The sequence below is a fragment of the Streptomyces sp. NPDC002309 genome (assembly GCF_053593375.1).
In genome coordinates this window covers 87,649-113,600 of record NZ_JBSFCI010000014.1, presented here as the reverse complement: position 1 = coordinate 113,600, position 25,952 = coordinate 87,649, and the positions used below count along the sequence as shown (strand labels likewise).

17 protein-coding genes, 1 tRNA gene and 1 pseudogene are annotated in these 25,952 nt (G+C 70.9%); 15 read left to right on the top strand and 4 right to left on the bottom strand.

Going from position 1 to position 25,952, the window contains the following annotated elements:
* Positions 1–3: 3 nt before the first annotated feature.
* From ACWCPM_RS14395 to ACWCPM_RS14350, 10 genes and pseudogenes are all read left to right on the top strand, one after another.
* Positions 4–1,002 (top strand): sugar phosphate isomerase/epimerase family protein, encoded by a 999-nt coding sequence (locus tag ACWCPM_RS14395; protein WP_450976462.1) that lies wholly within the window; start codon positions 4–6, stop codon positions 1,000–1,002.
* A 395-nt stretch (positions 1,003–1,397) separates the two neighbouring features.
* Positions 1,398–5,117: a ThuA domain-containing protein gene (locus ACWCPM_RS14390; RefSeq protein WP_450976461.1), complete on the top strand. Its 3,720-nt coding sequence runs from the start codon at positions 1,398–1,400 to the stop codon at positions 5,115–5,117.
* An 85-nt stretch (positions 5,118–5,202) separates the two neighbouring features.
* A pseudogene (locus ACWCPM_RS14385) lies at positions 5,203–6,357 on the top strand (inositol-3-phosphate synthase); the annotation flags it as partial.
* Positions 6,358–6,623: 266 nt separating this feature from the next.
* On the top strand, positions 6,624–7,547 hold the full coding sequence (locus ACWCPM_RS14380) for an SCO3242 family prenyltransferase (RefSeq protein ID WP_450976460.1): 924 nt from the start codon (positions 6,624–6,626) through the stop codon (positions 7,545–7,547).
* Complete coding sequence (locus ACWCPM_RS14375; protein WP_450976459.1) at positions 7,544–8,518, top strand: sugar phosphate isomerase/epimerase family protein; 975 nt, start codon at positions 7,544–7,546, stop codon at positions 8,516–8,518. The genes ACWCPM_RS14380 and ACWCPM_RS14375 overlap by 4 nt, the downstream gene beginning before the upstream one ends.
* On the top strand, positions 8,515–9,234 hold the full coding sequence (locus ACWCPM_RS14370) for an EboA domain-containing protein (RefSeq protein ID WP_450976458.1): 720 nt from the start codon (positions 8,515–8,517) through the stop codon (positions 9,232–9,234). The genes ACWCPM_RS14375 and ACWCPM_RS14370 overlap by 4 nt, the downstream gene beginning before the upstream one ends.
* On the top strand, positions 9,234–10,082 hold the full coding sequence (locus ACWCPM_RS14365) for a TatD family hydrolase (RefSeq protein WP_450976457.1): 849 nt from the start codon (positions 9,234–9,236) through the stop codon (positions 10,080–10,082). Before ACWCPM_RS14370 ends, ACWCPM_RS14365 begins: the two co-directional genes overlap by 1 nt.
* Positions 10,083–10,085: 3 nt before the next feature.
* On the top strand, positions 10,086–11,255 hold the full coding sequence (gene eboE / locus ACWCPM_RS14360) for a metabolite traffic protein EboE (protein ID WP_450976456.1): 1,170 nt from the start codon (positions 10,086–10,088) through the stop codon (positions 11,253–11,255).
* Positions 11,252–12,646: an alkaline phosphatase family protein gene (locus ACWCPM_RS14355; protein ID WP_450976455.1), complete on the top strand. Its 1,395-nt coding sequence runs from the start codon at positions 11,252–11,254 to the stop codon at positions 12,644–12,646. Before eboE ends, ACWCPM_RS14355 begins: the two co-directional genes overlap by 4 nt.
* A gap of 91 nt (positions 12,647–12,737) precedes the next feature.
* Positions 12,738–13,931 carry a sugar phosphate isomerase/epimerase family protein gene (locus tag ACWCPM_RS14350; RefSeq protein WP_450976454.1) on the top strand — a complete coding sequence of 398 codons (1,194 nt, stop codon included), beginning with the start codon at positions 12,738–12,740 and terminating at the stop codon, positions 13,929–13,931.
* Positions 13,932–14,027: 96 nt separating this feature from the next.
* On the opposite strand, the gene ACWCPM_RS14345 is transcribed toward ACWCPM_RS14350, so the two are convergent.
* The 4 genes from ACWCPM_RS14345 to ACWCPM_RS14330 form a co-directional block, all read right to left on the bottom strand.
* Positions 14,028–15,413 carry an OFA family MFS transporter gene (locus tag ACWCPM_RS14345; RefSeq protein WP_450976453.1) on the bottom strand — a complete coding sequence of 462 codons (1,386 nt, stop codon included), beginning with the start codon at positions 15,411–15,413 and terminating at the stop codon, positions 14,028–14,030.
* 122 nt (positions 15,414–15,535) lie between these two features.
* Positions 15,536–17,680, bottom strand: coding sequence for an acetate--CoA ligase family protein (locus ACWCPM_RS14340; protein ID WP_450976506.1), 2,145 nt, complete (start codon positions 17,678–17,680; stop codon positions 15,536–15,538).
* Positions 17,681–17,684: 4 nt separating this feature from the next.
* Positions 17,685–18,917, bottom strand: coding sequence for a formyl-CoA transferase (gene frc, locus ACWCPM_RS14335; protein ID WP_450976452.1), 1,233 nt, complete (start codon positions 18,915–18,917; stop codon positions 17,685–17,687).
* A 9-nt stretch (positions 18,918–18,926) separates the two neighbouring features.
* The gene (locus tag ACWCPM_RS14330; RefSeq protein WP_450976451.1) at positions 18,927–20,609 is read right to left on the bottom strand and encodes a thiamine pyrophosphate-binding protein; all 1,683 of its coding nucleotides are present in this window, start codon (positions 20,607–20,609) and stop codon (positions 18,927–18,929) included.
* A 177-nt stretch (positions 20,610–20,786) separates the two neighbouring features.
* Here ACWCPM_RS14330 and sucC point away from each other — a divergent pair, with 177 nt between their 5' ends.
* The 5 genes from sucC to ACWCPM_RS14305 all read left to right on the top strand — a co-directional run bounded on the left by sucC (position 20,787) and on the right by ACWCPM_RS14305 (position 25,889).
* A complete protein-coding gene (gene sucC, locus ACWCPM_RS14325; RefSeq protein ID WP_450976450.1) occupies positions 20,787–21,917 on the top strand; it encodes an ADP-forming succinate--CoA ligase subunit beta in 1,131 nt (376 codons plus the stop codon).
* An 11-nt stretch (positions 21,918–21,928) separates the two neighbouring features.
* A complete protein-coding gene (sucD, locus tag ACWCPM_RS14320; protein WP_450976449.1) occupies positions 21,929–22,813 on the top strand; it encodes a succinate--CoA ligase subunit alpha in 885 nt (294 codons plus the stop codon).
* Between the two features lie 171 nt (positions 22,814–22,984).
* Complete coding sequence (locus tag ACWCPM_RS14315; protein WP_450976448.1) at positions 22,985–24,553, top strand: aldehyde dehydrogenase family protein; 1,569 nt, start codon at positions 22,985–22,987, stop codon at positions 24,551–24,553.
* A gap of 169 nt (positions 24,554–24,722) precedes the next feature.
* Positions 24,723–24,807: transfer RNA gene (locus tag ACWCPM_RS14310), tRNA-Leu, on the top strand.
* Between the two features lie 311 nt (positions 24,808–25,118).
* Positions 25,119–25,889, top strand: coding sequence for a hypothetical protein (locus tag ACWCPM_RS14305; protein ID WP_450976447.1), 771 nt, complete (start codon positions 25,119–25,121; stop codon positions 25,887–25,889).
* Positions 25,890–25,952 lie beyond the last annotated feature (63 nt).

The following is a 25,952-nucleotide window of genomic DNA, read 5'->3' as shown; positions in this document are numbered from 1 at the left end:
GTCATGCCGCGCACGTTCACGCTCTTCACCGGCCAGTGGGCCGACCTGCCCCTCGAAGAGGTCTGCCGCCTGGCCCGTGACTTCGGTTACGACGGCCTCGAACTGGCCTGCTGGGGCGACCACTTCGAGGTCGACAAGGCCCTGAGCGACCCCTCCTACATCCAGTCGAGGCACCAGCTGCTCGACAAGTACGGCCTCAAGTGCTGGGCCGTCTCCAACCATCTGGTCGGCCAGGCTGTCTGCGACGCCATCATCGACGAGCGGCACCAGGCCATCCTGCCGGCCCGGATCTGGGGCGACGGCGAGGCGGAGGGCGTACGGCAGCGCGCCGCCGCCGAGATCGCCGACACCGCGCGCGCCGCGGCCGCGTTCGGCGTCGACACCGTCATCGGCTTCACCGGCTCCGCCATCTGGCACCTGGTCGCGATGTTCCCGCCGGCCCCCGAGGCGATGATCGAGCGGGGCTACGAGGACTTCGCCACGCGCTGGAACCCGATCCTGGACGTCTTCGACGCCGAGGGCGTGCGGTTCGCACACGAGGTGCACCCGAGCGAGATCGCCTACGACTACTGGACGACCCAGCTGGCGCTGGAGGCCGTCGGCCACCGGTCCGCCTTCGGGCTGAACTTCGACCCCTCGCACTTCGTGTGGCAGGACCTCGACCCGGTCGGCTTCCTGTGGGACTTCCGCGACCGCATCTACCACGTGGACTGCAAGGAGGCACGCAAGCGCCTCGACGGCCGCAACGGGCGCCTCGGCTCCCATCTGCCGTGGGGCGACCCGCGCCGCGGCTGGGACTTCGTCTCCGCGGGACATGGGGACGTGCCCTGGGAGGACGTCTTCCGCATGCTGCGCTCCATCGACTACCAGGGCCCCATCTCCGTCGAGTGGGAGGACGCCGGCATGGACCGGCTCCAGGGCGCGCCCGAGGCCCTGACCCGTCTCAAGGCGTTCGACTTCGAGCCGCCCAGCGCGTCCTTCGACGCGGCGTTCAACAGCTGAACCACGCACTCCGTGGCAGGTCGGGGACGGGGGCCGGAGAAATCGCCGGTCCCCCCTCCGACCTGCCTGGATCCTGCTTTGTCCTGAGATGGGAAAAAGTTCAACCGATCCTGACGCAAGGGGTGTTCGCCCCGGACGCGGGCGGTTACCGTCCCTGATGTGTTCAGGACACGCAGCAGTGTTCACGATGCACGCAAGTGCTCAGGACGTACAGGAGTACTCGCGACGCACGGAAGTGCTCTGGATACACAGGAGTGTTCACGGCGCACGGAAGTGCTCAGGACACACAGAAAGGTCCACGACCCACACCTCCGGGGTGACGGCGCACCCCGGCGCCCGCACCGCACGTCTTCGCACCCATCCCGTACGGCCCACCCCGTTCCCGGAGGGACTTCGTGCACAGCACCAGACACAGCAGTACCCGTACCCCGAGGCGTCCCAGGCTTCGTACCGCCCTGGCCCTGTTAACCGGCCTGCTGCTGGCCGTGGGCTCCCCGGCCACCGTCGCCGGCGCCCACCCCGGCCACCCCGAACACGACGAACCGGTCGCCGAGGGGCAGTTCCAGCAGGTGCCCCTCGCCAAGGGGGAGCCCGAGACGGGCGAGCCGATGTCGCTCGCCGTGCTCCCGGACCGCAGCGTCCTGCACACCTCGCGCGACGGCACACTGCGCCTGACCGACCAGAGCGGCGTCACCTCGATCGCCGGCAAGATCCCCGTCTACAGCCACGACGAGGAGGGCCTGCAGGGCGTCGGCATCGACCCGGACTTCGAGAACAACCGGGCGATCTTCCTCTACTACGCCCCGCCGCTCGACACTCCGGCGGGTGACGCCCCGGAGTCCGGCACCGCCGAGGAGCTCGCGAGGTTCGACGGCGTCAACCGCCTCTCCCGCTTCGTGCTGAACCCCAACGGCACCCTGGACATGGCCAGCGAGAAGCAGGTCCTGGACGTCAAGGCCTCCCGCGGCATCTGCTGCCACGTCGGCGGCGACATCGACTTCGACGCGGCCGGCAACCTCTACCTGTCGACCGGCGACGACACCAATCCCTTCGCGTCCGACGGCTACACGCCGATCGACGACCGCGAGGGCCGCAACCCCGCCTTCGACGCCCGCCGCAGCTCGGGCAACACCAACGACCTGCGCGGCAAGATCCTGCGCATCACGGTCGCCGAGGACGGTTCCTACACCGTCCCGGAGGGCAACCTCTTCGCCCCGGGCACCGAGAAGACCCGTCCCGAGATCTACGCGATGGGCTTCCGCAACCCGTTCCGGATGAGCGTCGACGACGAGACCGGCATCGTGTACGTCGGCGACTACGGGCCCGACGCCGGCGCCGCCAACCCGGGCAGGGGCCCGGCGGGCCAGGTCGAGTTCGCCAAGGTCACCGAACCGGCCAACTTCGGCTGGCCGTTCTGCACCGGGAACAACGACGCCTACGTCGACTACGACTTCGCCACCGGCGCCTCCGGCGAGAAGTTCGACTGCGCCGCCCCGAAGAACACCTCGCCGCACAACACGGGCCTGGTCGACCTGCCGCCCGCGCAGGCCGCCTGGATCCCGTACGACGGCGGTTCCCTGCCCGAGTTCGGCAGCGGCTCCGAGTCCCCGATGGCCGGCCCGGTCTACCGCTACGACCCCGACCTCGACTCCAGCGTGAAGTTCCCCGAGGCGTACGACGGAGACTTCTTCGCGGGTGAGTTCGGCCGCCGCTGGATCAAGCGGATCGAGCAGAACGCGGACGGCTCGGTCGCGAAGATCAACGACTTCCCGTGGACCGGCACCCAGATCATGGACATGGAGTTCGGCCCCGACGGCGCCCTCTACGTCCTCGACTACGGCATCTCCTGGTTCCAGGGCGACGAGCACTCCGCGCTGTACCGGATCGAGTACGCCGAGGACGGCTTCTCCCCGATCGCCGAGGCGAAGGCCGACAAGACCTCCGGAGCGGCCGGCCTGAAGGTCGCGTTCACCGGCTCCGCCACCGACGCGGACTCCCCGGAACTCACCTACAGCTGGGACTTCGGCGACGGCACCACGGGCACGGGTCTCAACCCCACCCACAGGTACAAGAAGGTCGGCACCTACACCGCCACCTTCACCGCCAGGGACGCCGAGGGCAACTCCGGCAACGCCAGCGTCCGGATCGTGGTCGGCAACACCGCGCCCAAGGTGCGGATCGACCTCCCGGGCAACGGCGCCCTGGCAGCCTTCGGTGAGCCCGTCCCCTTCAAGGTGACCGTCACCGACCCCGAGGAGACGGTCGACTGCTCCAAGGTCAAGGTCGCCTACAGCCTCGGCCACGACTCCCACGCCCACGAGCTGACCAGCGAGATGGGCTGCGAGGGCACCCTGAAGCCGCCCGCCGGTGACGGCGGACACGACCCCAACGCCAACATCTACGGCGTCGTCGGCGCCAGCTACACCGACGGTGGCGCGAACGGCCAGGAGGCCCTGACCGGCACCGCCCGGACCGTGCTCCAGCCCCCGCACCGCCAGGCCGAGCACTTCGGCGCCCAGTCGGGCATCAAGACCTACAACAAGGCCGGCGCCCACGGCGGCAAGACCGTCGGCGACATCAGCGACGGCGACTGGATCTCCTTCACCCCCTACCGTTTCGACGGGCAGAAGAAGGTGACCGTGCGGGCCTCCTCCGGCGGCGCGGGCGGCTTCGTCGAACTGCGCACCGGCTCGCCCGACGGCCCGCTGCACGGCTCGGCCTACATCCCGCCGACCGGCAGCTGGGACACCTTCCAGAACGTCGACGTGCCGCTGCGCGCACTGCCCAAGGGCACCACGGAGATCTACCTGGTCTTCAAGGGCGGCGAGGGCGCGCTCTACGACATCGACGACTTCGAGTTCTCGAAGCAGCCGTTCAAGGGCGGCAAGAAGGTCCTGGTCTTCTCCAGGACCGCCGGCTTCCGGCACGACTCCATCCCGGCCGGCATCGCCGCGCTGAAGGAGCTCGGTGCCCCGGCCGGCATCACGGTCGACGCGACCGAGGAGGCCGGGCAGTTCACCACGACCAACCTCGCGAAGTACGACGCGGTGGCCTTCCTGTCCACCACCGGCGACGTCCTCAACGCCGCCCAGCAGACGGCGTTCGAGAACTACGTCAAGAACGGCGGCGGCTACATGGGCATCCACGCCGCCGCCGACACCGAGTACGAATGGGAGTTCTACGGCGGCCTCGTCGGCGCCTACTTCGACTCGCACCCGGCCATCCAGAAGGCCACCGTACGCGTCGAGGACCACGACCACCCCTCCACCGCGCACCTGGGCGACGCCTGGGAGCGCACCGACGAGTGGTACAACTACCGCACCAACCCGCGTGAGCAGGCCAAGGTCCTCGCCACCCTGGACGAGACCACCTACCAGGGCGGGAACATGAAGGGCGACCACCCGATCGCCTGGTGCCAGAGCTACGGCGGCGGCCGGTCCTTCTACACCGGCGGCGGCCACACCAAGGAGTCGTACGCCGAGGAGGCCTTCCGGGCCCACCTGCTCGGCGGCCTGCAGTACGCCACCGGCCAGGTCAAGGCCGACTGCAAGCCGAGCAAGGACTACCGGAAGATCTTCAACGGCCAGACCCTGGAGGGCTGGAAGCAGGCCGGTCCCGGCAGCTTCGACGTCAAGGACGGCACCCTGGAGTCCGTGGGCGGCATGGGTCTGCTCTGGTACCAGGCCAAGGAGCTGAAGTCGTACTCGCTCAAGCTCGACTGGAAGATGCAGGGCGACGACAACTCCGGGATCTTCGTGGGCTTCCCCGCCTCCGACGACCCGTGGTCCGCGGTCAACAAGGGCTACGAGATCCAGATCGACGCCACGGACGCACCCGACCGCACCACGGGCTCCGTCTACTCCTTCAAGTCGGCGAACATCAAGGCCCGTGACCAGGTCCTGCGTCCGCCCGGCCAGTGGAACTCCTACGAGATCAAGGTCCAGGGCGAACGCCTCCAGGTGTTCCTCAACGGAGTCAAGATCAACGACTTCACCAACACGGACCCCCAGCGGAGCCTGACCGACGGTCACATCGGCCTCCAGAACCACGGCGCCGACGACCAGGTCTCCTTCCGCAACATCCAGTTGAAGGAACTGCCCACCACGGGCGGCTGAGCGGGCGGCGGGCGGGGGACGCCGGACCCCCGCCCGCCGTTCTTGCCGCTCCGCCCGGGGTTCGCGCACGACAAGGAGGCTGCCCATGTCCGCGTCCCTCTCCCGACCCCGTGTGGGGGTGTGGCTGATCGGAGCACGAGGCTCCGTCGCCACCACCGTCGTCACGGGGTGCGCCGCAGTCACCGCGGGACTGCACCCACCCACCGGCATGGTGACCGAGACCCCCGTGTTCACCGACAGCGGCCTGCCCGCGCTGTCCGACCTCGTCTTCGGTGGCCATGACACCGTGGACTGCCCGCTGCCCAAGCGCGCCGAGACCCTGACCGCCGGCGGTGTCCTCCCGCCCGGCGTCGCCGCCGCCGTCACCGCCGAACTCGCCGCAGCCGACAGCGAGATCAGGCCCGGCGGCCCCACCCCGGGGGACACCCGAAGCGAGGCCGAACTGATCACGGCATTCGCGGACGACATACGTGACTTCGTGCACCGCCACGCACTGGAGCGGGCCGTGGTGGTGAACGTCGCCTCCACCGAACCCGCCTCCCAGGGACCGGGCGCGCCGCTCCCGGCCAGCACCCTGTACGCGCTGGCCGCCCTGCGCGCGGGCTGCCCCTACGTCAACTTCACCCCGTCCGAGGGCCTGCACCACCCCGTCGCGGCCCGCGAGGCCGAGCGGAGCGCGCTGCCCCACGCCGGCCGGGACGGCAAGACCGGACAGACCCTGCTGCGTGCCGTGCTGGGCCCGATGTTCGCTCAGCGGGCGCTGAACGTACGGGCCTGGTCCGGTACCAACCTGCTCGGCGGCGGCGACGGAGCGGCGCTCGCCGACCCGGCCGCCGCGGCGGCGAAGAACGCGGGCAAGGAGCGCGTCCTCGCGGACACCCTCGGCACCGTCCCCGAGGGCGAGGTGCACATCGACGACGTTCCGGCCCTCGGTGACTGGAAGACCGCCTGGGACCACATCGCCTTCGACGGCTTCCTCGGCACCCGCATGGTTCTCCAGACCATCTGGCAGGGCTGCGATTCGGCCCTCGCCGCACCCCTGGTCCTCGATCTGGCCCGCCTGACCGCCCGCGCCCACGAGGCCGGCGTCTCCGGCCCGCTCGGTGAACTGGGCTTCTACTTCAAGGACCCGGTGGGGGACGGGCCCGCGAGCCTGGGGGAGCAGTACGTGGCACTGGGCCGGCTGGCGGAGCGCCTGCGGACCGCCGGGGCGGGTGTCGCGGGCGCGACGTCGGCCGCGACGCCGGGTGCGGTCGCGGATCCGGTGGCGGAGCCGAAGCCGCGTCCGGACGCGGATATGGACGCGGACGTGGATCCGGATGTGGATCTGCATGTGGATCCGGATGTGGAAGGGGAAGCCGAGGCGGACGTGGACGTGGACACGGACACGTACGCGGACGCGCTCGCTGTCGCGGGAGCGGGGCCCGCGTGGCCCGAGGAGCGGCCCCACGGCGACGGCATCCGGGGCGACGGCACCCACGACGAGGACAGCCAGGGGAAGCGGGCATGAGCCGTGGCCGGGCCTGGGCCGAACTCCTGCGGCTCCCCGCCCTGTTCACCGTTCCCGGGGACGCCCTGAGCGGCGCGGCGTCCACCGGCGCCGCGCCCAACTCCCGGACCCTGCTCGCCATCGGTTCCTCCCTCTGTCTCTACGAGGCCGGCATGGCCCTCAACGACTGGGCCGACCGCGAGGAGGACGCCGTCGAACGCCCCCACCGGCCCCTCCCGTCGGGCCGCGTCCAGCCGTCCTCCGCCCTCGCGGCAGCCTGTGCCCTGACCGCCGCCGGACTGGCCCTCGCCGCCCGCGCGGGCCGCCCCGCCCTGACCGTGGCCGCGCCCCTCGCGGCCACCGTCTGGGCCTATGACCTCGTCCTGAAGCACACCCCCGCCGGTCCCGTGGCGATGGCCGCCGCACGCGGCCTCGACCACCTCCTCGGTGCCGCCGCGACCACCGGCCGCACCCGCGAGGCACTCCCGTCCGCCGCCCTCCTGGGCACCCACACCCTCGCGGTCACCACCGTCTCCCGCCGGGAGACCCAGGGCGGCACCTCCCTGCCGCCCCTCGCCGCCCTCGCCGCGACGGCCGTCCTCACCCGCCTGGTGACACGCGCCCCGGGTGCCCGGGCCCGCACCGGCGACGGGGCCGGTCGCCGGACGTCCGGGCACGGGAGGCCGGGCGTGACGCTCGACCTCGCCCTGCGCACCGCACTGGCCACGGCCTACGCCGCGACCGCGGGCCGCCCCTACACGCACGCCGCCCTCAACCCCTCCCCACCGCTCACCCAACGGGCCGTCGGCGGCGGCATCCGCGCCACCATCCCCCTCCAGGCCGCGCTCGCGGCCCGCGCCGGCGCCGGCCTTACCGCCCTGGCCATCGCCGCGCTCGCCCCGATCGGACGCAGGTACGCGAGGAAGGTCAGCATCACATGAGCCCCCGGCCCCACCCGGCGCAGCACCCCGGCGAACCGGCCGCCTCCCACGCCGCCCTCCGCTTCGGCTACGGCACCAACGGCCTCGCCGACCTCCGCCTCGACGACGCCCTCGGACTGCTCGCCGACCTCGGCTACGACGGCGTCGGACTCACCCTCGACCACATGCACCTCGACCCCCTCGCCCCCGAGCTGTCGGCCCGCACCCGCCGGGTCGCGCGGCGGCTCGACGCGCTCGGGCTGGGTGTCACCGTGGAGACGGGTGCCCGCTACGTGCTCGACCCCCGCCGCAAACACGGACCCTCCCTCCTGGACGCGGAGCCCGACGACCGCGCCCGCCGCGTGGGCCTGCTGCTCCGGGCCGTCCGGGTCGCCGCCGACCTCGGCGCCCACGCCGTGCACTGCTTCAGCGGGGTCCTCCCGCCCGGCACCGACGAGGACACGGCGTGGAAACGCCTGGCCGACAGCCTCGCCCCCGTCCTGGACGCGGCGGCCGCCGCCGGCGTCCCGCTCGCCGTCGAACCCGAGCCCGGCCACCTCCTCTCCACCCTCGACGACTTCCACCGTCTGCGCCGCACCCTCGGCGACCCCGGCCTCCTCGGTCTCACCCTCGACATCGGCCACTGCCAGTGCCTCGAACCCCTTCCGCCCGCCGACTGCGTCCGCGCCGCCGGGCCCTGGCTGCGCCACGTCCAGATCGAGGACATGCGCCGCGGTGTCCACGAACACCTGCCGTTCGGGGAGGGGGAGATCGACTTCCCGCCCGTCCTGGCGGCCCTCGCCGCCACCGGCTACCAGGGCCTGACCGTCGTCGAACTGCCCCGCCACTCCCACGCGGGCCCCCACTACGCCGCAGCCTCCCTCCCGTTCCTGCGCGCCGCCGCGCCATCCGACGGGCCGGTCCCACCCCCGACCCCGCCCGCCGCACCCCACGGCGAACCCTCCGCCACCCCTGAAGGGAGCATCCCGTGAAGCACCGCGACACCACCGCGGCCACCCCGGCGGCGAGATCCGGCGGCCCGAGCAGCACCCGGCCCGACGCCCCGGCCTCCCTCGCGGAACTGCGCGCCCACCTCACCTCCCACCTCCCGGGAGCCGCCCGCGTCTGGCTCGACCAGGCCCTCGACGAGGCCGCCTCCCACCCCGGCACGCACGGGCCCATCTCCGTGTGGGAGCTGCGCATCGCCGAGGCGGGCCGTCGCTGCGGGGACGAGCACGCCGACGCCGCCCGTGTGCTGGTCCTCCATGCCGCCGGCGCCGACTTGGAGGCGCTAGGGCGCGTCTACCGCCAGGGCACCGGTGCCGAACGCCGCGCCGTGCTGAACGCCCTGCCCCATCTGGTCGCCGGACCCGACGGTCTCCCGCTGATCGAGGACGCCCTGCGCACCAACGACACCCGGCTCGTCGCCGCCGCCGTCGGCCCGTACGCCGCCCGGCACCTCGACGCGCACAACTGGCGCCACGCCGTGCTGAAGTGCCTGTTCACCGGCGTCCCCGTCGACAGCGTCGCCGACCTGCAGCGCCGGGCCCGCGGCGACGCCGAACTCGCCCGCATGCTCGGCGACTACGCCACCGAACGCACCGCCGCGGGCCGTCCCGTACCCGATGACCTGCACCGTGTCCTGGCCCTGACCGATCCCGCGACCGCACCGCACGGATCGGAAACCCCCCACGCCAAGGAGTCCTGATGCGCATCTTCGACCCCCACATCCATATGACGTCCAGGACCACCGACGACTACGAGGCCATGCACGCCGCCGGCGTCCGCGCCGTCGTCGAGCCCGCCTTCTGGCTCGGCCAGCCCCGTACCTCGCCCGCCAGCTTCTTCGACTACTTCGACTCCCTGCTCGGCTGGGAGCCCTTCCGCGCCGCCCAGTACGGCATCACCCACCACTGCACGATCGCCCTGAACCCCAAGGAGGCGAACGACCCGCGCTGTCTTCCCGTCCTCGACGAACTTCCCCGCTATCTCGTCAAGGACCAGGTGGTGGCCGTCGGCGAGATCGGCTACGACTCGATGACGCCCGCCGAGGACACCGCGCTCGCCACGCAGCTCCAGCTCGCCGCCGACCACGAGCTGCCCGCGCTCGTCCACACCCCGCACCGCGACAAGCTGGCCGGACTGCGCCGCACTCTCGACCTGGTGCGGGAGTCCGCCCTGGCCATGGACCGCGTCCTGATCGACCACCTCAACGAGACCACCGTCAAGGAGGCCAAGGACGGCGGCTGCTGGCTCGGCTTCTCCGTCTATCCGGACACCAAGATGGACGAGGAGCGGATGGTCGCGATCCTGCGCGCCTACGGGACCGAGCAGGTACTGGTGAACTCCGCCGCCGACTGGGGGCGCAGCGACCCCTTGAAGACCCGCAAGGTCGGCGATCTGATGCTCGCCGAGGGCTTCACCGAGGACGACGTCGACCAGGTGCTGTGGCGCAACCCCGTCGCGTTCTACGGCCTCAGCGGCCGGCTCCACCTCGACATCGCCACCACCGACGCCACCCACGAGGGCAACTCCATCCTGCGCGGCGGGGAGTGAGCCATGCGCTTCCGCCATCCCGACGGCTCCACGGTGCATCTCGCCTACTGCACCAACGTCCATCCCGCGGAGACTCTCGACGGTGTCCTCGCCCAACTGCGCGACCACTGCGAACCCGTGCGCCGCCGCCTCGGCCGCGACCGGCTCGGCATCGGCCTGTGGCTCGCCAAGGACGCCGCCCACGCGCTCGTCACCGACCCGGCCGCGCTGCGCACCCTGCGCACCGAACTGGACCGGCGCGGACTGGAGGTGGTCACCCTCAACGGCTTCCCCTACGAGGGCTTCGGCGCCGAAGAGGTCAAGTACCGCGTCTACAAGCCGGACTGGGCCGACCCGGAACGCCTGGAGCACACCACCGCCCTCGCCCGGGTCCTCGCCGGCCTCCTGCCCGATGACGTCACCGAGGGCAGCATCTCGACACTCCCGCTCGCCTGGCGCACCGCCCAGGACGGGCCGCGGGCCGACGCCGCCCACGCCGCCCTGCGCACCCTCGGTGAACGCCTGGACGCCCTCCAGGAGCTGACCGGCCGCTCCCTGCGCGTCGGCCTGGAACCGGAGCCCGGCTGCGTCGTCGAGACCACCGGCGACGCCATCGCCCCGCTGACCGCCATCGCCCACGACCGCATCGGTATCTGCGTCGACACCTGCCATCTCGCCACCTCCTTCGAGGACCCGAACACCGCCGTCGACGCCCTCGTCCGCGCCGGCGTCCCGGTCGTCAAGTCCCAGCTCTCCGCCGCCCTGCATGCCGAGCACCCCCATCTCCCCGAGGTCAGGGAAGCCCTCGCCGCCTTCGACGAGCCCCGTTTCCTGCACCAGACCCGCACCGCCACCGCCGCGGGGCTGCGCGGCACCGACGACCTCGGCCCCGCCCTCGAGGACGCCGCTCTGCCCGACGCCTCGCCGTGGCGCGCCCACTTCCACGTCCCGTTGCACGCGGACCCCGCCGCCCCGCTCACCTCCACGCTCGACGTGCTGAAGACCGCCCTGGCCCGGCTCGTCGGCGGAGCCGCCCCCCTCACCCGCCACCTGGAGGTCGAGACCTACACGTGGCAGGCGCTCCCGCCGGAGCTGCGGCCCCGCGCCCGCGCCCAGCTGACCGACGGCATCGCGGCCGAACTCACCCTCGCCCGGGACCTGCTGACGGACCTCGGCCTCAAGGAGCTGCCGTGAACGCCCCCGCCTCCGAACGCCCCACCCCGCTCCTCGTGCTCGATGTCGTGGGCCTCACCCCCCGTCTCCTCGACCACATGCCGCACCTCAAGACCCTCGCCCGGTCCGGCGCCCACGCCCCGCTGGGCACCGTCCTGCCCGCCGTCACCTGCGCCGCCCAGTCCACCTTCCTGACCGGCACGACGCCTTCCGAGCACGGCATCGTCGGCAACGGCTGGTACTTCCGCGAACTCGGCGACGTCCTGCTGTGGCGCCAGCACAACGGCCTCGTCGCCGGCGACAAGCTCTGGGACGCCGCCCGCCGCGCGTACCCCGGCTACACGGTCGCCAACATCTGCTGGTGGTACGCCATGGGCGCCGACACCGACATCACCGTCACCCCTCGTCCGGTCTACTACGCCGACGGCCGCAAGGAACCCGACTGCTACACACGCCCGCCGGACCTCCACGACGAACTCACGGAGAAACTGGGCACCTTTCCGCTCTTCCGCTTCTGGGGGCCCGGCGCGGATCTCGTCTCCAGCCAGTGGATCATCGACGCGACCCGTCACGTCCTGCGGACCCGGGGCCCCGACCTGGCCCTGTGCTACCTCCCTCACCTCGACTACGACCTCCAGCGCTTCGGCCCCGACGACCCGCGCTCCCTGAAGGCGGCCGCCGACCTGGACAGGGCCGTGGCCCCCCTGCTGGCCGACGCGCGCGCGCAGGGCCGTACCGTCGTCGCGCTCTCCGAGTACGGCATCACCAAGGTCAGCCGGCCCGTCGACATCAACCGCGCACTGCGCCGCGCGGGCCTGCTGGAGGTGCACACGCAGGACGGCATGGAGTACCTCGACCCGATGGCCTCACGGGCCTTCGCCGTCGCCGACCACCAGATCGCCCATGTCTATGTGCGCCGCCCCGAGGACCTCGACGCGACCCGGGCCGCGCTCGACGGACTGCCCGGCATCGAGCGGCTCCTCGACGACCAGGGCAAGAAGGCCCACCATCTCGACCATCCGCGGGCCGGCGAGCTGGTCGCCGTCGCGGAGCCGGACGCCTGGTTCACGTACTACTACTGGCTCGACGACGAGCGCGCGCCCGACTTCGCCCAACTCGTCGAGATCCACCGCAAACCCGGCTACGACCCGGTCGAGCTGTTCATGGATCCCCTCGACCCCTACGTCAAGGTCAAGGCGGCCACCGCGCTGGCCCGCAAGAAGCTCGGCATGCGCTACCGCATGGCGGTCGTGCCACTGGATCCCTCCCCTGTTCGCGGCAGCCATGGCCGCCTTCCCGACAGCGACGACGACGGTCCGCTGTTCATCTGCTCCACCCCCCGTGCACTCGGTGACCGCGTGGAGGCCACCGATGTGAAACAACTCCTGCTCCAGCTGGCCGGACTCGGCTGAGATCCGACTACTGAGAGTGAAACACACGGCACTGACAACGGCCGGTCCCGACGGCACCGGAGCCGGCCACGACCGAGAAGGCAGGCCATTCGTGACCCTGTATTCCGACCCGTCCCGCACCGAAGCCGCCACCGACGCCCCCGACGAGGGACTGCGCCGCACCCTCGGAGTGGACCGGCGCCGTTTCCTGAGCACCTGCACCGCCGTGGCGGCCGGCGCCGTCGCCGCCCCGGTCTTCGGCTCCGCCCCGGCCCTGGCCCAGGACCGCGGCAGAGACCACGACCACGGGCACGGCCACGACGGCCACGTGCTCGTCCCGCCGCACCGGCGCGGCATCATCCTCTACACCGTCCGTGACGCCACCGGCCGCGACCCCCTCGCGACCGATCTGCCCTCCGGCTTCCGCGAGGTGTTCAAGCAGCTGGCCCGGCACGGCTACCGGCAGGTGGAGTTCGCGGGCTACCGCCAGCACGCCAACGCACCCGGCGGCGCCGACCTGGGCACCGTCGAGGGAGCCAGGCTGCTGCGCTCCTGGCTCGACGACCACGGTCTGCGCGCCCAGGGCAACCACGGCTTCATCCCGTCGTCCTGGCCGCTGACCACGGCGGACCTGGACGCCTTCAAGAAGCAGCTGGAGATAGCCAACATCATCGGCATGGACCACATGGGCACCGGCGGTGACCCCACCGGCAGCTCCTACCGCGCCGACTGGGACGTGGCCGCCGACAAGTGGAACGCCCTCGGCGCGATCGCCCGTCGCGAGGGCATCAAGCTCTACACCCACAACCACGACAGCGCGTACGGCTTCCTGCTCGACCGGGGTCCCCTGGACGACCAGGGCCGGCCGACCCGCAGCTCCGGCATCCGGAAGCTGGAGTACTTCCTGAAGGTCACCGACCCGAGGCTCGTCTGGCTGGAGATGGACGTCTTCTGGGCGCACGTCGCCCAGTACAAGTTCCACACCTACACCGCCCACGACGGCTCCAGCCGCCGCAGCGTCTTCGACCCGGCGGGCCTGGTGGCCTGCCACAACAAGCGCTACCCGCTGTTCCACGCGAAGGACGGCGTCGTCAGCACGACCAACGGCATGGGCTACGACATGGTGCCCTTCGGGACCGGCGTCATCGACTACACGACGTTCTTCTCCCGGGTCGGGGACCGCAACTACCACAACCCGATGGTCGAGGACGACAACTCCCCGAGCGCCACCGACCCCGCGCAGTCGCTGCGCGAGGCCAAGATCAGCTACGACAACATGGCTGCCCTGCGCAGGCGGCGCCGCTGATCCACCACGCGAATCGGGCGGCCCTTCCCCATGGTGGGGAAGGGCCGCCCGGTCCGTTCGCGGCTCCTCGTGCGGCCTCGCGGGCCACATGTCACGTCAGGCCGTCTCCTCGCCCAGGGGTTGCGGGTTGGGAGTGATGCGCTTGTCCTTGGGCCGTCCCGGCGGGCTGAGGAACAGCGCCACGAAACCGGCGAAGAACGAGATGCAGCCGGCCAGGATGAAGGCGCCGTTCAGGCCCCACGCCGACACGACGACGATGCCCATGCCGGAGCCGAGGCCGGAGACCAGCTTGGAGCTGTACACCATGCCGTAGTTGGTCGCGTTGTTGTTCTCCCCGAAGTAGTCCGCCGTCATCGCCGCGAACATCGGGAAGATGGCGCCGCCGCCGAAGCCGGAGACCGCGGAGAAGAACAGGAACAGCGGCAGGTTACTGATCTCCGCCGACCAGATGATGCCGAACTGGGCGAGGCCCAGGATGACACAGACGTACAGCAGGCACTGCTTGCGGCCGTACAGGTCGGAGAGCCAGCCGATGACACCGCGTCCGGTGCCGTTGACGATGGCCTTGAGTGACATGGCGGTAGCCACGATCCCGGCGGCGAATCCGGCGTGCTCGCCGATCTCGACCTGGAAGGCGATGCCGAAGATGTTCACGCCCGAGGTGCAGGCGAGACAGAACCACATGAGCGCCACCCGGCCGGTCCGCCAGGCCTCCGCGGGGCTGTACTGGTGGACGGCCGGCGGGTTCTTCTCCAGGGAACGGCGCGCGCGCGGGTCGTCCGGCGGGTTCAGCGGGTCGATCGCGGCGGGCCACCAGTTCTTCGGCGGGTCCTGGAAGAAGAAGCCGGCGACGGCGACGGTCAGCGCGAGGAAGCAGCCGACCGACACCAGGATGACCTTGAAGTTGGAGATGTCCATCACGGTCGAGAAGAGGAAGACGAAGGGCACCGAGCCGTAGGCGAAGCCGCCGTTGACGAAGCCGGTCTTGCCGCCCTTGCGCTCCGGATACCACTTGCCGACCATGTTGACGCAGGTGGCGTACACCATGCCCGCGCCCATACCGCTGAACATACCGAAGCCTATGAAGGCGAGGAGGACGTGCGGTGCGAAGGCCAGGGACAGATAGCCCATCAGCGTGCCGGCCGCGCCCAGCATCATCGCCCAGCGCGCGGGCAGCCTGCCGGTCTCCCGCAGCCGTCCCGCCGGGAAGGCCACCGCGGCCTGGAAGAACACCCAGACGCTCAGCATCCAGAAGATGCTGCCCTCGGACCAGTGGTGGGCCTGGTGGATCGTCTCCTCGGCGGAGGCGAACGCGTACTCCGCGGAGGAGATGCCCATCATGCCCACCCAGGGCAGGATCACCATCCACTTGCGCTTGCGCCCCATGATGTCGATGTCGGACTCGCCGACCCGGTACACGCGTCCGTTCTTGTCGGTCACCTCACGGTAGGCAACCGAAGTCGGCAGATCGGTCGTTGTCATGTCGTTCTGCACCCCTTGCGTCGAAAGATCTGGCCAGCGCCCCCTGTCCCATGCCTTTCGTGCGCGCACGGGTCCCGGAGCCGGCCGACGCGCACCGTCGGCCGGCTCCTTGCTCGCTCACCTCATGAGCCGCCCCCCAACAGGCCCGCCGCCCGTGCCCACCGGTACTTCGCGCCGAGCACGGCCACCGGCTGCTCCGTCGTGTAGGGGTAGGCCACGACCCCCCGCTCGTAGAGGTACTGGCACGCCTCCTCGACCTCGACGTCGCCCGCGAGCGACGCCACCACCGGCTTCTCGATCCCGCGCTCCCGGAACTCGGCCACCACGCGCGCGGTGAGTTCGGCGAAGACCATGGGAGGGGTGACGATGGTGTGCCAGTAACCGAGGACGAGCGCGTGGATGCGCGGGTCCTCCAGGCCGAGCCGGATGGTCGCCTCGTACGTCGACGGCGGCTCGCCCCCGGTGATGTCCACCGGGTTGCCCGCGGCCCCGAACGGCGGGATGAACTTGCGGAAGGCCTCGTCGAGGTCCGGCGGGATCTCCATCAGGGACAGGCCGTTGTCGGTCACCGCGTCGGAGAGCAGTACGCCGCTGCCGCCCGCCCCGGTGATGATCACGACGTTGTCGCCCTTGGGGGCGGGGAGCACCGGCAGCGCGCGCGCGTACTCCAGCATGTCGTTCAGGCCGGGCGCCCGGATCACGCCCGCCTGCCGGAGGATGTCCTCGTACACCGCGTCGTCGCCCGCGAGGGCGCCGGTGTGCGAGCCCGCGGCCTTCGCGCCGGCGGCCGTACGACCCGCCTTCAGGACGACCACCGGCTTCTTCGGCACCGTCTCCCGCGCGGCCTCCACGAAGGCCCGGCCGTCCTTGAGGTCCTCCAGGTGCATGGCGATGCACTCGGTGCGAGGGTCCTCACCGAACCAGGTCAGTAGGTCGTCCTCATCGAGGTCGGACTTGTTGCCCAGGCCCACGATCGCGGACACGCCCGTCTTCGTGGTGCGGGCGAAACCCAGGATGGCCATGCCGATGCCGCCCGACTGCGAGGTCAGCGCGACGCCGCCCTTCACGTCGTACGGCGTGCAGAACGTGGCGCACAGGTCCTGCCAGGTGGAGTAGTAGCCGTAGATGTTCGGGCCCAGCAGCCGGGTGCCGTGCCGTTCGGCGATCTCCACGATCTCGTCCTGGAGCGCGTGCTCGCCGGTCTCCGCGAACCCGGAGGGGATGAGGACGGCGTTGGGTATCCCCTTGCGTCCCACCTCCTCCAGCGCAGCGGCCACGAACTTGGCGGGAATGGCGAACACGGCCACATCCACCTCACCGGGAACGTCCGTGACACTCTTGTACGCCTTGCGGCCCAGAATGTCATCGGCCTTGGGGTTCACCGGAAGGATCTCCCCGGAGAAGCCGCCGTCGATGAGGTTGCGCATCACCGAATTGCCGATCTTCCCCTGCTCGTTGGAGGCGCCGATCACGGCGACCGCCCGCGGCTCCATCAGCCGGCGCATGGAGGTGAGGATCTCCTCGCGCGAGTAGCGGCGGCGCTGCTTGACCGGTGCCTCGGAGAGGATCACCCGGATGTCCGCGGCGAGGGCCCCCTCCGGCGTGGCGATCACCGGGTTGAGGTCGACCTCCGCGATCTCCGGGAAGTCCGTGACCAGTTGGGACACCCGGCGGATCTGCTCGGCGACCGCCCAGCGGTCCACGGCCGCCGCGCCGCGCACCCCGCGCAGGATCTCCGCCGACCGGATCGAGTCCAGCATCGACAGCGCCTCGTCGGCGTCCACCGGCGCGAGCCGGAAGGTGATGTCCTTGAGGACCTCGACCAGCACGCCGCCGAGCCCGAAGGCCACGACCTTCCCGAACGTCGGGTCGGTCACCGCGCCGACGATGACCTCCTGCCCCTTGGGGAGCAGCTCCTGCACCTGCACACCCTCGATACGGGCGTTCGCGTCGTAGGCGCGGGCGTTGTCGACGATCGTGTGGAACGCGGCCCGTACGTCGGCGGCTCCCTCGACGCCGACGATCACCCCGCCGGCGTCGGTCTTGTGCAGGATGTCCGGCGAGACGATCTTCATCACGACGGGTCCGGCGAACCGCGCCGCGAAGGCCACGGCCTCGTCGACGTCGGTCGCCAGCTCCTCACCGGGTACGGCGATCCCGTACGCGTCCGCGAGCACCTTGCCCTCGGGAGCGGTCAGCGCCGTGCGCCCCTCCGCCCGGACGGTGTCGAGGAGCGTGCGCACCCTCAGCACCCGGTCTTCGGCCATCACGTCAGATCACTCCGTTCGACTTGAGCAGGCGCAGCTCCTCGTCACCGAGGCCGAGCTCGCCGACGTAGACCTCGGCGTTGTGCTCCCCCAGCAGCGGTGAACTGGTCACTTCCACCGGGGAGTCGGACAGCTTCAGCGGGCTGCCGACGGTCATGAACTCGCCCCGCTCGGGGTGCGGCACCCGGACGACCATCTCGTTCGCCGCCAGCGAGGCGTCCTCGATGATCTCCTTGGTGGACAGGATCGGCCCGCACGGGATGTTGTGGGCGTTGAGCCGCTCCAGCACCTCCCACTTGGGCAGGGTCGAGGACCACTCCTCGATCAGCTGGAACATCTTGTTGAGCTGGGGCAGTCGAGCCTCGGGCGTCGACCACTCGGGGTCGTCGGCCAGTTCGGGCCGGCCGATGAGCTCGCTGATCGGCTTCCAGCCGACGGGCTGCACGATGACGTACACGTAGTCGTTCGGGCCGCCGGGCGCGCACTTGACTGCCCAGCCGGGCTGCCCGCCGCCGGAGGCGTTGCCCGAGCGGGGGACCTCGGTGCCGAAGTCGTCGTTCGGATACTCGGCGAGCGGGCCGTGCGCCAGGCGCTGCTGGTCGCGCAGCTTCACCCGGCAGAGGTTGAGCACGGCGTGCTGCATGGCCACGTTGACCCGCTGGCCGCGCCCGGTGTGCTCGCGCTGGTACAGCGCCGCGAGGATGCCCGCCACGGCGTGCACACCGGTGCCCGAGTCCCCGATCTGGGCGCCCGTCGCCATGGGCGGCCCGTCCTCGAAACCGGTGGTCGACATCGACCCGCCCATGGCCTGCGCGACGACCTCGTACGCCTTGAAGTCGGTGTACGGGCCTTCGCCGAACCCCTTGATGGAGGCGTAGACGATACGGGGGTTGATCTCCTGGATGCGGTCCCAGGTGAAGCCCATGCGGTCGACGGCGCCCGGTCCGAAGTTCTCGACCATGACGTCGGAGCGCCGGATCAGCTCGGTCAGGAGCTCCTTGCCGCGCTCGGTCTTGGTGTTCAGGGTGATGCTCCGCTTGTTGCAGTTGAGCATCGTGAAGTAGAGGGAGTCGACGTCCGGGAGATCACGCAACTGCTTGCGCGTGATGTCCCCGGACGGCGCCTCCAGCTTGACGACGTCCGCGCCGAGCCAGGCGAGCAGCTGGGTCGCGGAGGGCCCGGACTGGACGTGGGTCATGTCCAGGACGCGGATGCCCTGGAGAGCCTGTGCGGTCACCGGATCACCTCACTTGTACATGGTCTGGTTCATGGTTCCGGGGGCGTACGCGTCCGGGTCGACCCAGACGTTGATCAGCGACGGCTTGCCCGACTCGCGGGCGCGCCGCAGCGCCGGGCCGATGTCGGCGGGGTCACGGACCTCCTCGCCGTAACCACCCAGCATCTGGGCGAACTTGTCGTAGTGGACGTCGCCGAGGGTGTTGCCGATCCGCTCGCGCTCCTTGCCGTACTTGGCGGCCTGGCCGTAGCGGATCTGGTTCATGGAGGAGTTGTTGCCGACGATGCCGACGAAGGGCAGGTCGTAGCGGACGAGGGTCTCGAAGTCCCAGCCGGTGAGCGAGAAGGCGCCGTCGCCGAAGAGCGCGACGACCTCCTTGTCGGGCCGCGCCTGCTTGGCCGCGAGCACGAACGGCACGCCGACGCCGAGCGTGCCCAGCGGGCCCGGGTCCATCCAGTGGCCCGGCGACTTGGGCTGCACGACCTGACCGGAGAAGGTGACGATGTCGCCGCCGTCGCCGATGTAGATCGAGTCCTCGGTGAGGAAGTCGTTGATCTCGCTGACCAGCCGGTACGGGTGGATCGGCGAGGCGTCCGAGCGCAGTTGCGGCAGCCGCTTCTCCAACGCGGTCTGCTCGGCGGCCCGCAGCTCGTCGAGCCACTCCTTGCGCTGGGACGCGCCTCCGTTGACGCGCCCCGAGGCGGCCTCCGTCACCGACTTCAGCACCAGTCCCGCGTCGCCGACGATGCCGAGGTCGATGTCGCGGTTCTTGCCGACGGTGCGGTAATCGAGGTCGATCTGCACGACGGTCGCGTTCGCCGACAGCCGCTTGCCGTACCCCATGCGGAAGTCGAAGGGCGTGCCGACGATGACGATGACGTCGGCGTTGGAGAAGGCGTAGCGGCGCGAGAGCTGGAAGTGGTGCGGGTCGCCGGGCGGCAGGGTGCCACGGCCGGCGCCGTTCATGTACGCCGGGACGTTCAGCGTGCGGACCAGCTCGATGGCCGACTCGGTGCCGCGGGTCGTCCACACCTGGCTGCCCAGCAGTATCGCGGGCTTCTCGGCGTGCACGAGCAGGTCGGCGAGCTTCTCGATGGCCTCGGGGTCGCCGGCCGAGCGGGTCGAGGCGCGGTAGGCCCCGGCCTTCGGCACGCGCGCCTTGTCCGCCGGCACCTTGGCGTCGAGGACGTCGCGCGGGATCTCCAGGAAGGAGGGGCCGGGCGCGCCGTGGTAGCACTCGCGGAACGCCATGGACACCATGTCCGCCGCGCGCGCCGTGTCCGGCACGGCCGCCGCGAACTTGGTGATCGGCGTCATCATGTCGACGTGCGGCAGGTCCTGGAGGGACCCCATCTTGTGCTGGGTGAGGGCGCCCTGGCCGCCGATGAGCAGCATCGGTGACTCGGCGCGGAAGGCGTTGGCGACGCCGGTGACGGCGTCGGTCGTCCCCGGGCCGGCGGTGACGACCGCGCAGCCGGGCTTGCCGGTGATCCGCGCGTAACCGTCGGCGGCGTGCGCGGCGACCTGTTCGTGGCGGACGTCGACGACTTCGATGCCCTCGTCGACGCAGCCGTCGTAGATGTCGATGATGTGGCCGCCGCAGAGGGTGTAGATGCGTTCTACCCCCTCGGCCTTGAGGGCCTTGGCGACGAGATGACCGCCGGAAATGACGTCCTGGGTGTCGTCGGGCATGGCGAAGTCCTGTCCCTTCGTAGGGGGTTGGAACGCTCTCGCGGTACATTGCATACAGTCGACGAATACTGTATGAAGCTTGTTATCCCGCATCCGGTGGGTGGTGTCCAGGGGGCGTGCGGCAGTTTTCGAGGGCGCGGGTTTCGCCCACGCAGGACTCAGTAGTCAGGAGCCGAGATGGACCTGTACGAACACCAAGCAAGGGAACTCTTCGAGGAACGCGGCATCTTGGTGCCGAGGGCGGAAGTCACCGACTCGCCCAAGGAGGCACGCGAGATCGCCCGCCGGCTCGGCGGCCGTGTCGTCGTCAAGGCACAGGTCAAGACCGGCGGGCGCGGCAAGGCGGGCGGCGTGAAGCTCGCCGCCGACCCGGCCGCGGCCGAGCTGACGGCACGCCAGATCCTCGGCATGGACATCAAGGGGCACACGGTCGGCAAGGTCATGCTGGCCCAGCCCGTCGACATCGAGACCGAGTACTACGCCTCCTACGTCCTCGACCGCGCCGCCGGCCGCTTCCTCGCGATCGCGTCCGCCGAGGGCGGGATGGACATCGAGGAGGTCGCCGCGACCAGGCCCGAGGCCGTGGCGCGCATCCCGATCGACCCGGCCGAGGGCGTCACCTCCGCCGTGGCGGGCCGGATCGCCGAGGAGGCCGGACTGCCGCCGCAGACCGTCGACGCGCTCGTACGGCTGTGGGAGGTGCTGGTCCGCGAGGACGCCCTGCTCGTCGAGGTGAACCCGCTGGTCCGCACCGCCCAGGGGCAGATCCTCGCCCTCGACGGCAAGGTCACGCTGGACGACAACGCCCGCTTCCGGCAGACCCGCTGGGGTGCCGACGGCGCGGAACACGACGACCCGCTGGAGGCGGTCGCCGCCGAACGGGGCCTGAACTACGTCAAGCTGGACGGCGAGGTCGGCATCATCGGCAACGGCGCCGGCCTCGTCATGTCCACGCTCGACGTCGTCGCGGGGTGCGGAGCCCGCCCCGCCAACTTCCTCGACATCGGCGGCGGGGCCTCCGCCCAGATTATGGCCGACGGCCTGTCCGTCATCCTCTCCGACCCGGCGGTGAAGTCGGTCTTCGTCAACGTCTTCGGCGGCATCACGGCGTGCGACGCCGTCGCCGACGGCATCGTCCAGGCGCTGGACACCGTCCGGCTGACCAAACCGCTGGTCGTCCGGCTCGACGGCAACAACGCCGCGCGCGGCCGGGCGATCCTCGACGAACGCGCGCACCCGCTGGTCCAGCAGGCCACCACCATGGACGGCGCCGCCCGCTCGGCGGCCCGACTCGCCAACGCCACTTAAGGAGCCGGGACATGGCCATCCACCTCACCAAGGAGAGCAAGGTCCTCGTCCAGGGCATGACCGGCGGCGAGGGCATGAAGCACACCCGACGCATGCTCGCCGCCGGCACCGACGTCGTCGGCGGCGTCAACCCGCGCAAGGCGGGCCAGACCGTCGACTTCGACGAGCGCGCCGTGCCCGTCTTCGGCTCGGTCGGCGAGGGCATGGCGGCCACCGGGGCGGACGTCACCGTCGTCTTCGTGCCGCCCGCCTTCGCCAAGGCGGCGGTGCTGGAGGCCGCCGACGCCGGCATCGGCCTGGCGGTCGTCATCACCGAGGGCATCCCCGTGCACGACTCGGTCGCCTTCACGGCCTACGCCCAGCAGAAGGGCACCCGGATCATCGGCCCCAACTGCCCCGGTCTGATCACCCCCGGCCAGTCCAACGCGGGCATCATCCCGGCCGACATCGCCAAGCCCGGCCCGATCGGCCTGGTGTCGAAGTCCGGCACGCTGACCTACCAACTCATGTACGAGCTGCGCGACATCGGCTTCTCGTCCTGTGTCGGCATCGGCGGCGACCCCGTCGTCGGCACCACCCACATCGACTGCCTCGCCGCCTTCCAGGACGACCCCGACACCGAACTGATCGTCCTGATCGGCGAGATCGGCGGCGACGCGGAGGAACGCGCCGCCGCGTACATCCGCGAGCACGTCACCAAGCCGGTCGTCGGCTACATCGCGGGATTCACCGCCCCCGAGGGCAAGACGATGGGACACGCCGGCGCCATCGTCTCCGGCTCCTCCGGCACGGCGCAGGCGAAGAAGGAGGCGCTGGAGGCGGTCGGAGTGCGGGTGGGGAGCACACCGACCGAGACGGCCCGCCTGGTGCTCGCCGCCCTCGGGGCCACGGAGTGAGTGACGTCACTCATAGTCGCCACCCGGTGACTGTCGCACATCCTGACTCGTCAGTAGCTTCCGTGTGAGACATGCTCGAAAGTACGGCGCCGTACACGGCAGTGCGAGCCGTGCACGGCGCCGGGCCACGCACCTCCCGCCCCGACTGTGCACCGAGAGCGGAGCAGAACGATGGCACCCTCCCTCAACCCGAGCCCCTCTTCCCAGGCCCTCACCCTGAAGGCCGGCACCTCCTGGGCCGACGCCTGGCAGCGCTGTCTGGCCGTCGCGCCCGAAGCGTTCCGGGACGACCGCGTCCTCAACCTCTGGAACGCCACCTGGCAGGCGGACGGCCATGTCCTTCCCGCCACCACCCCCGTCGACGGCACCCCGATCGCTGCCCCGCCGCGCCTGGACCGGGCCACCGCCCACCAGGCCGTCCGCGCCTCGCTCGACCAGCACCGCGCCTGGCGGCACATCCCGCTCGACGAACGCCGCGCCCGCGTCGCCGCGACCCTCGACGCGCTCACCGAACACCGCGAACTCCTCGCGCTGCTGCTCGTCTGGGAGATCGGCAAGCCCTGGCGGCTCGCCCAGGCGGACGTCGACCGGGCCATCGACGGGGTCCGCTGGTACGTCGACGGCATCGAGCCGATGCTCGCCGGGCGCGCCCCGCTGGACGGACCGGTGTCCAACGTCGCGAGCTGGAACTACCCGATGAGCGTGCTCGTCCACGCCATGCTCATACAGGCCCTGGCGGGCAACGCGGTCATCGCCAAGACCCCGACCGACGGCGGTGTCGCGTGTCTGACACTGGCCTGCGCCCTCGCCGCCCGCGAGGGACTGCCCGTCACCCTTGTCAGCGGCAGCGGACGGGAGTTGTCGGAGGCGCTGGTGCGGGCGCCCGAGATCGGCTGCGTCTCCTTCGTCGGCGGTCGCGACACCGGCGCCGCGGTGGCCACGGCCGTCGCCGACCTCGGCAAGCGGCATATCCTCGAACAGGAGGGACTCAACACCTGGGGCATCTGGAACTACTCGGACTGGGACACGCTCACGGCGGTCGTGCCCAAGCTCTTCGACTACGGCAAACAGCGCTGCACCGCCTACCCGCGCTTCGTCGTCCAGCGCGCCCTCTTCGACGAGTTCCTCGCGGCCTACCTCCCGGCCGTCCGCACGCTCAAGGTCGGGCACCCGCTCGCCGTCGAGAAGCGTGACGACCCCTACCCGGCACTCGACTTCGGCCCGTTGATCAACGCCGCCAAGGCCAAGGACCTCGACGACCAGGTCGCCGAGGCAGTCGACCGAGGAGCCGTCCCGCTGCACCGCGGCAAACCGGACGACGCCCGGTTCCTGCCCGGCCAGGACACCTCCGCGTACGTCCAGCCGGTCACGCTCCTCAACCCGCCGCCGTCCTCCCCGCTGCACCACGCGGAACCCTTCGGCCCGGTCGACACGATCGTCCTGGTCGACACCGAGGCCGAGCTGCTGGCCGCCATGAACGCGTCCAACGGCGCGCTGGTCGCCACGCTGTCCACCGACGACCGCACGACCTTCGAGCGGCTGGCCCCGCAGATCCGCGCCTTCAAGACCGGCCACGGCAAGCCGCGCTCCCGCGGCGACCGCGAGGAACTGTTCGGCGGCTTCGGCGCGTCCTGGCGGGGCGCCTTCGTCGGCGGCGAACTGCTCGTGCGGGCCGTGACCCAGGGCCCGGCGGGGGAGAGGCTGCCGGGGAACTTCCCGGAGTACCACCTGATGCCGTAGTGGCGTCCGCCCCTCGCGAGAGGGTGCCCCGAGGTAGCCACATGGGCACCCTCTGTCACTGACGCCGCCCGCGCGAGGGGCGGAAATGCAGGTGAAGGGCACTCCGAAACCTTGGTATTGTTGTCCATGTCGCCGCCGGGAACAGCTCCGGCAAGGCGACAGACACCTGGTCCGGGTGGCGGAATGGCAGACGCGCTAGCTTGAGGTGCTAGTGCCCTTTATCGGGCGTGGGGGTTCAAGTCCCCCCTCGGACACAATGTGGGACGTTCACGAGATCGTCCCGAAGCGTTCACGAATTACCGGTCGAGTGATGTTACTCGCCGGTTTTTCGTCGTTCCTGGGGCGCCTCGGTCTTTGGCCTGCGGCGCTCCTGGTTTCACGCACGTTCCGGCGGTGATCTCAAGCGAGGCCGGTCCTTGCGGCAGTCCGGCTCCTTGTCCCGAGCCGGAACCGGAGTGTCGCCGACCGCGACGTGACTGTGCCGGCGAGCGAAGCGCCGCGCTGGGAGGAGGTCATGGCCAGGGCGAGAGTCAGGTCCTGGGCGATGGCTTGCAGGTTGCGCGCCGTGTCCGTGTCGGTGGCATTCCACTGCTGCCGCGACATGCACCTGAAGGCGGAGCCGTTGGCCCCGAGCCTCCACGGTGCCGGCGTTCCGCCGGAACTCGACGAGCTCATTCTCCGCATGCTTGCCAAGTCACCGCAGGAGCGGCCCGATGCCGGCGAGGCACTGGAGGCCTTCCGGCCGCTGGCACCTCGCTCGGGCGACCCGGCACCGAGGCCGCGCCTGGTGCCCGACCCCACGGCCCCGTTCCGTTCTCCCCGCACGTCCTCCGCCAGGCCCGCTCGGCCGGCGCCTGAGGCCGAGGAGTGGCTCGACCCGTCCGACGTCGCCGATCTCTGTGACGCCGCCTCCCGCGAAATCGAGGAGAACGCTCCGGCCGAGGCCGTCGGACGGCTGGCGGAACTTGCCTCACGGGTGCGAGCCGAGTGGGGCGTACGTCGACCTGTCGTCGCGCGGGTCTGGCGGATCGCCGCGGAAGGGTTGCGGCTGGCCGGGGAGTGCGGAGACGCGGCCAAGCTCTACGACGGGCTGGCCGGGGAGCTCGAACCCGGCGACGGTGAAAACGCTGTGGCCGCACGGGCCGTGGCCCGGTTGCGTGCGGCGGAGTGCCGGCTCGCCTTCGGGGAGATCGACGCCGCCCTGCGTGTGATCACGGACTGTCTTTCTCTCGCGGGCGAACTGCCTGCGCAACTGGCGAAACGGATCACCGATGTGTGTTCCGAAGTGACCGTCGATGTCGAGGAGCGTTGTGCCGATCCGGATGCAGGGGGCTGACATCCGGCAGTTCCGACGATCTGGCGTGCGGCTCACCCGAAAACACCGAGCAGGGTCACACTT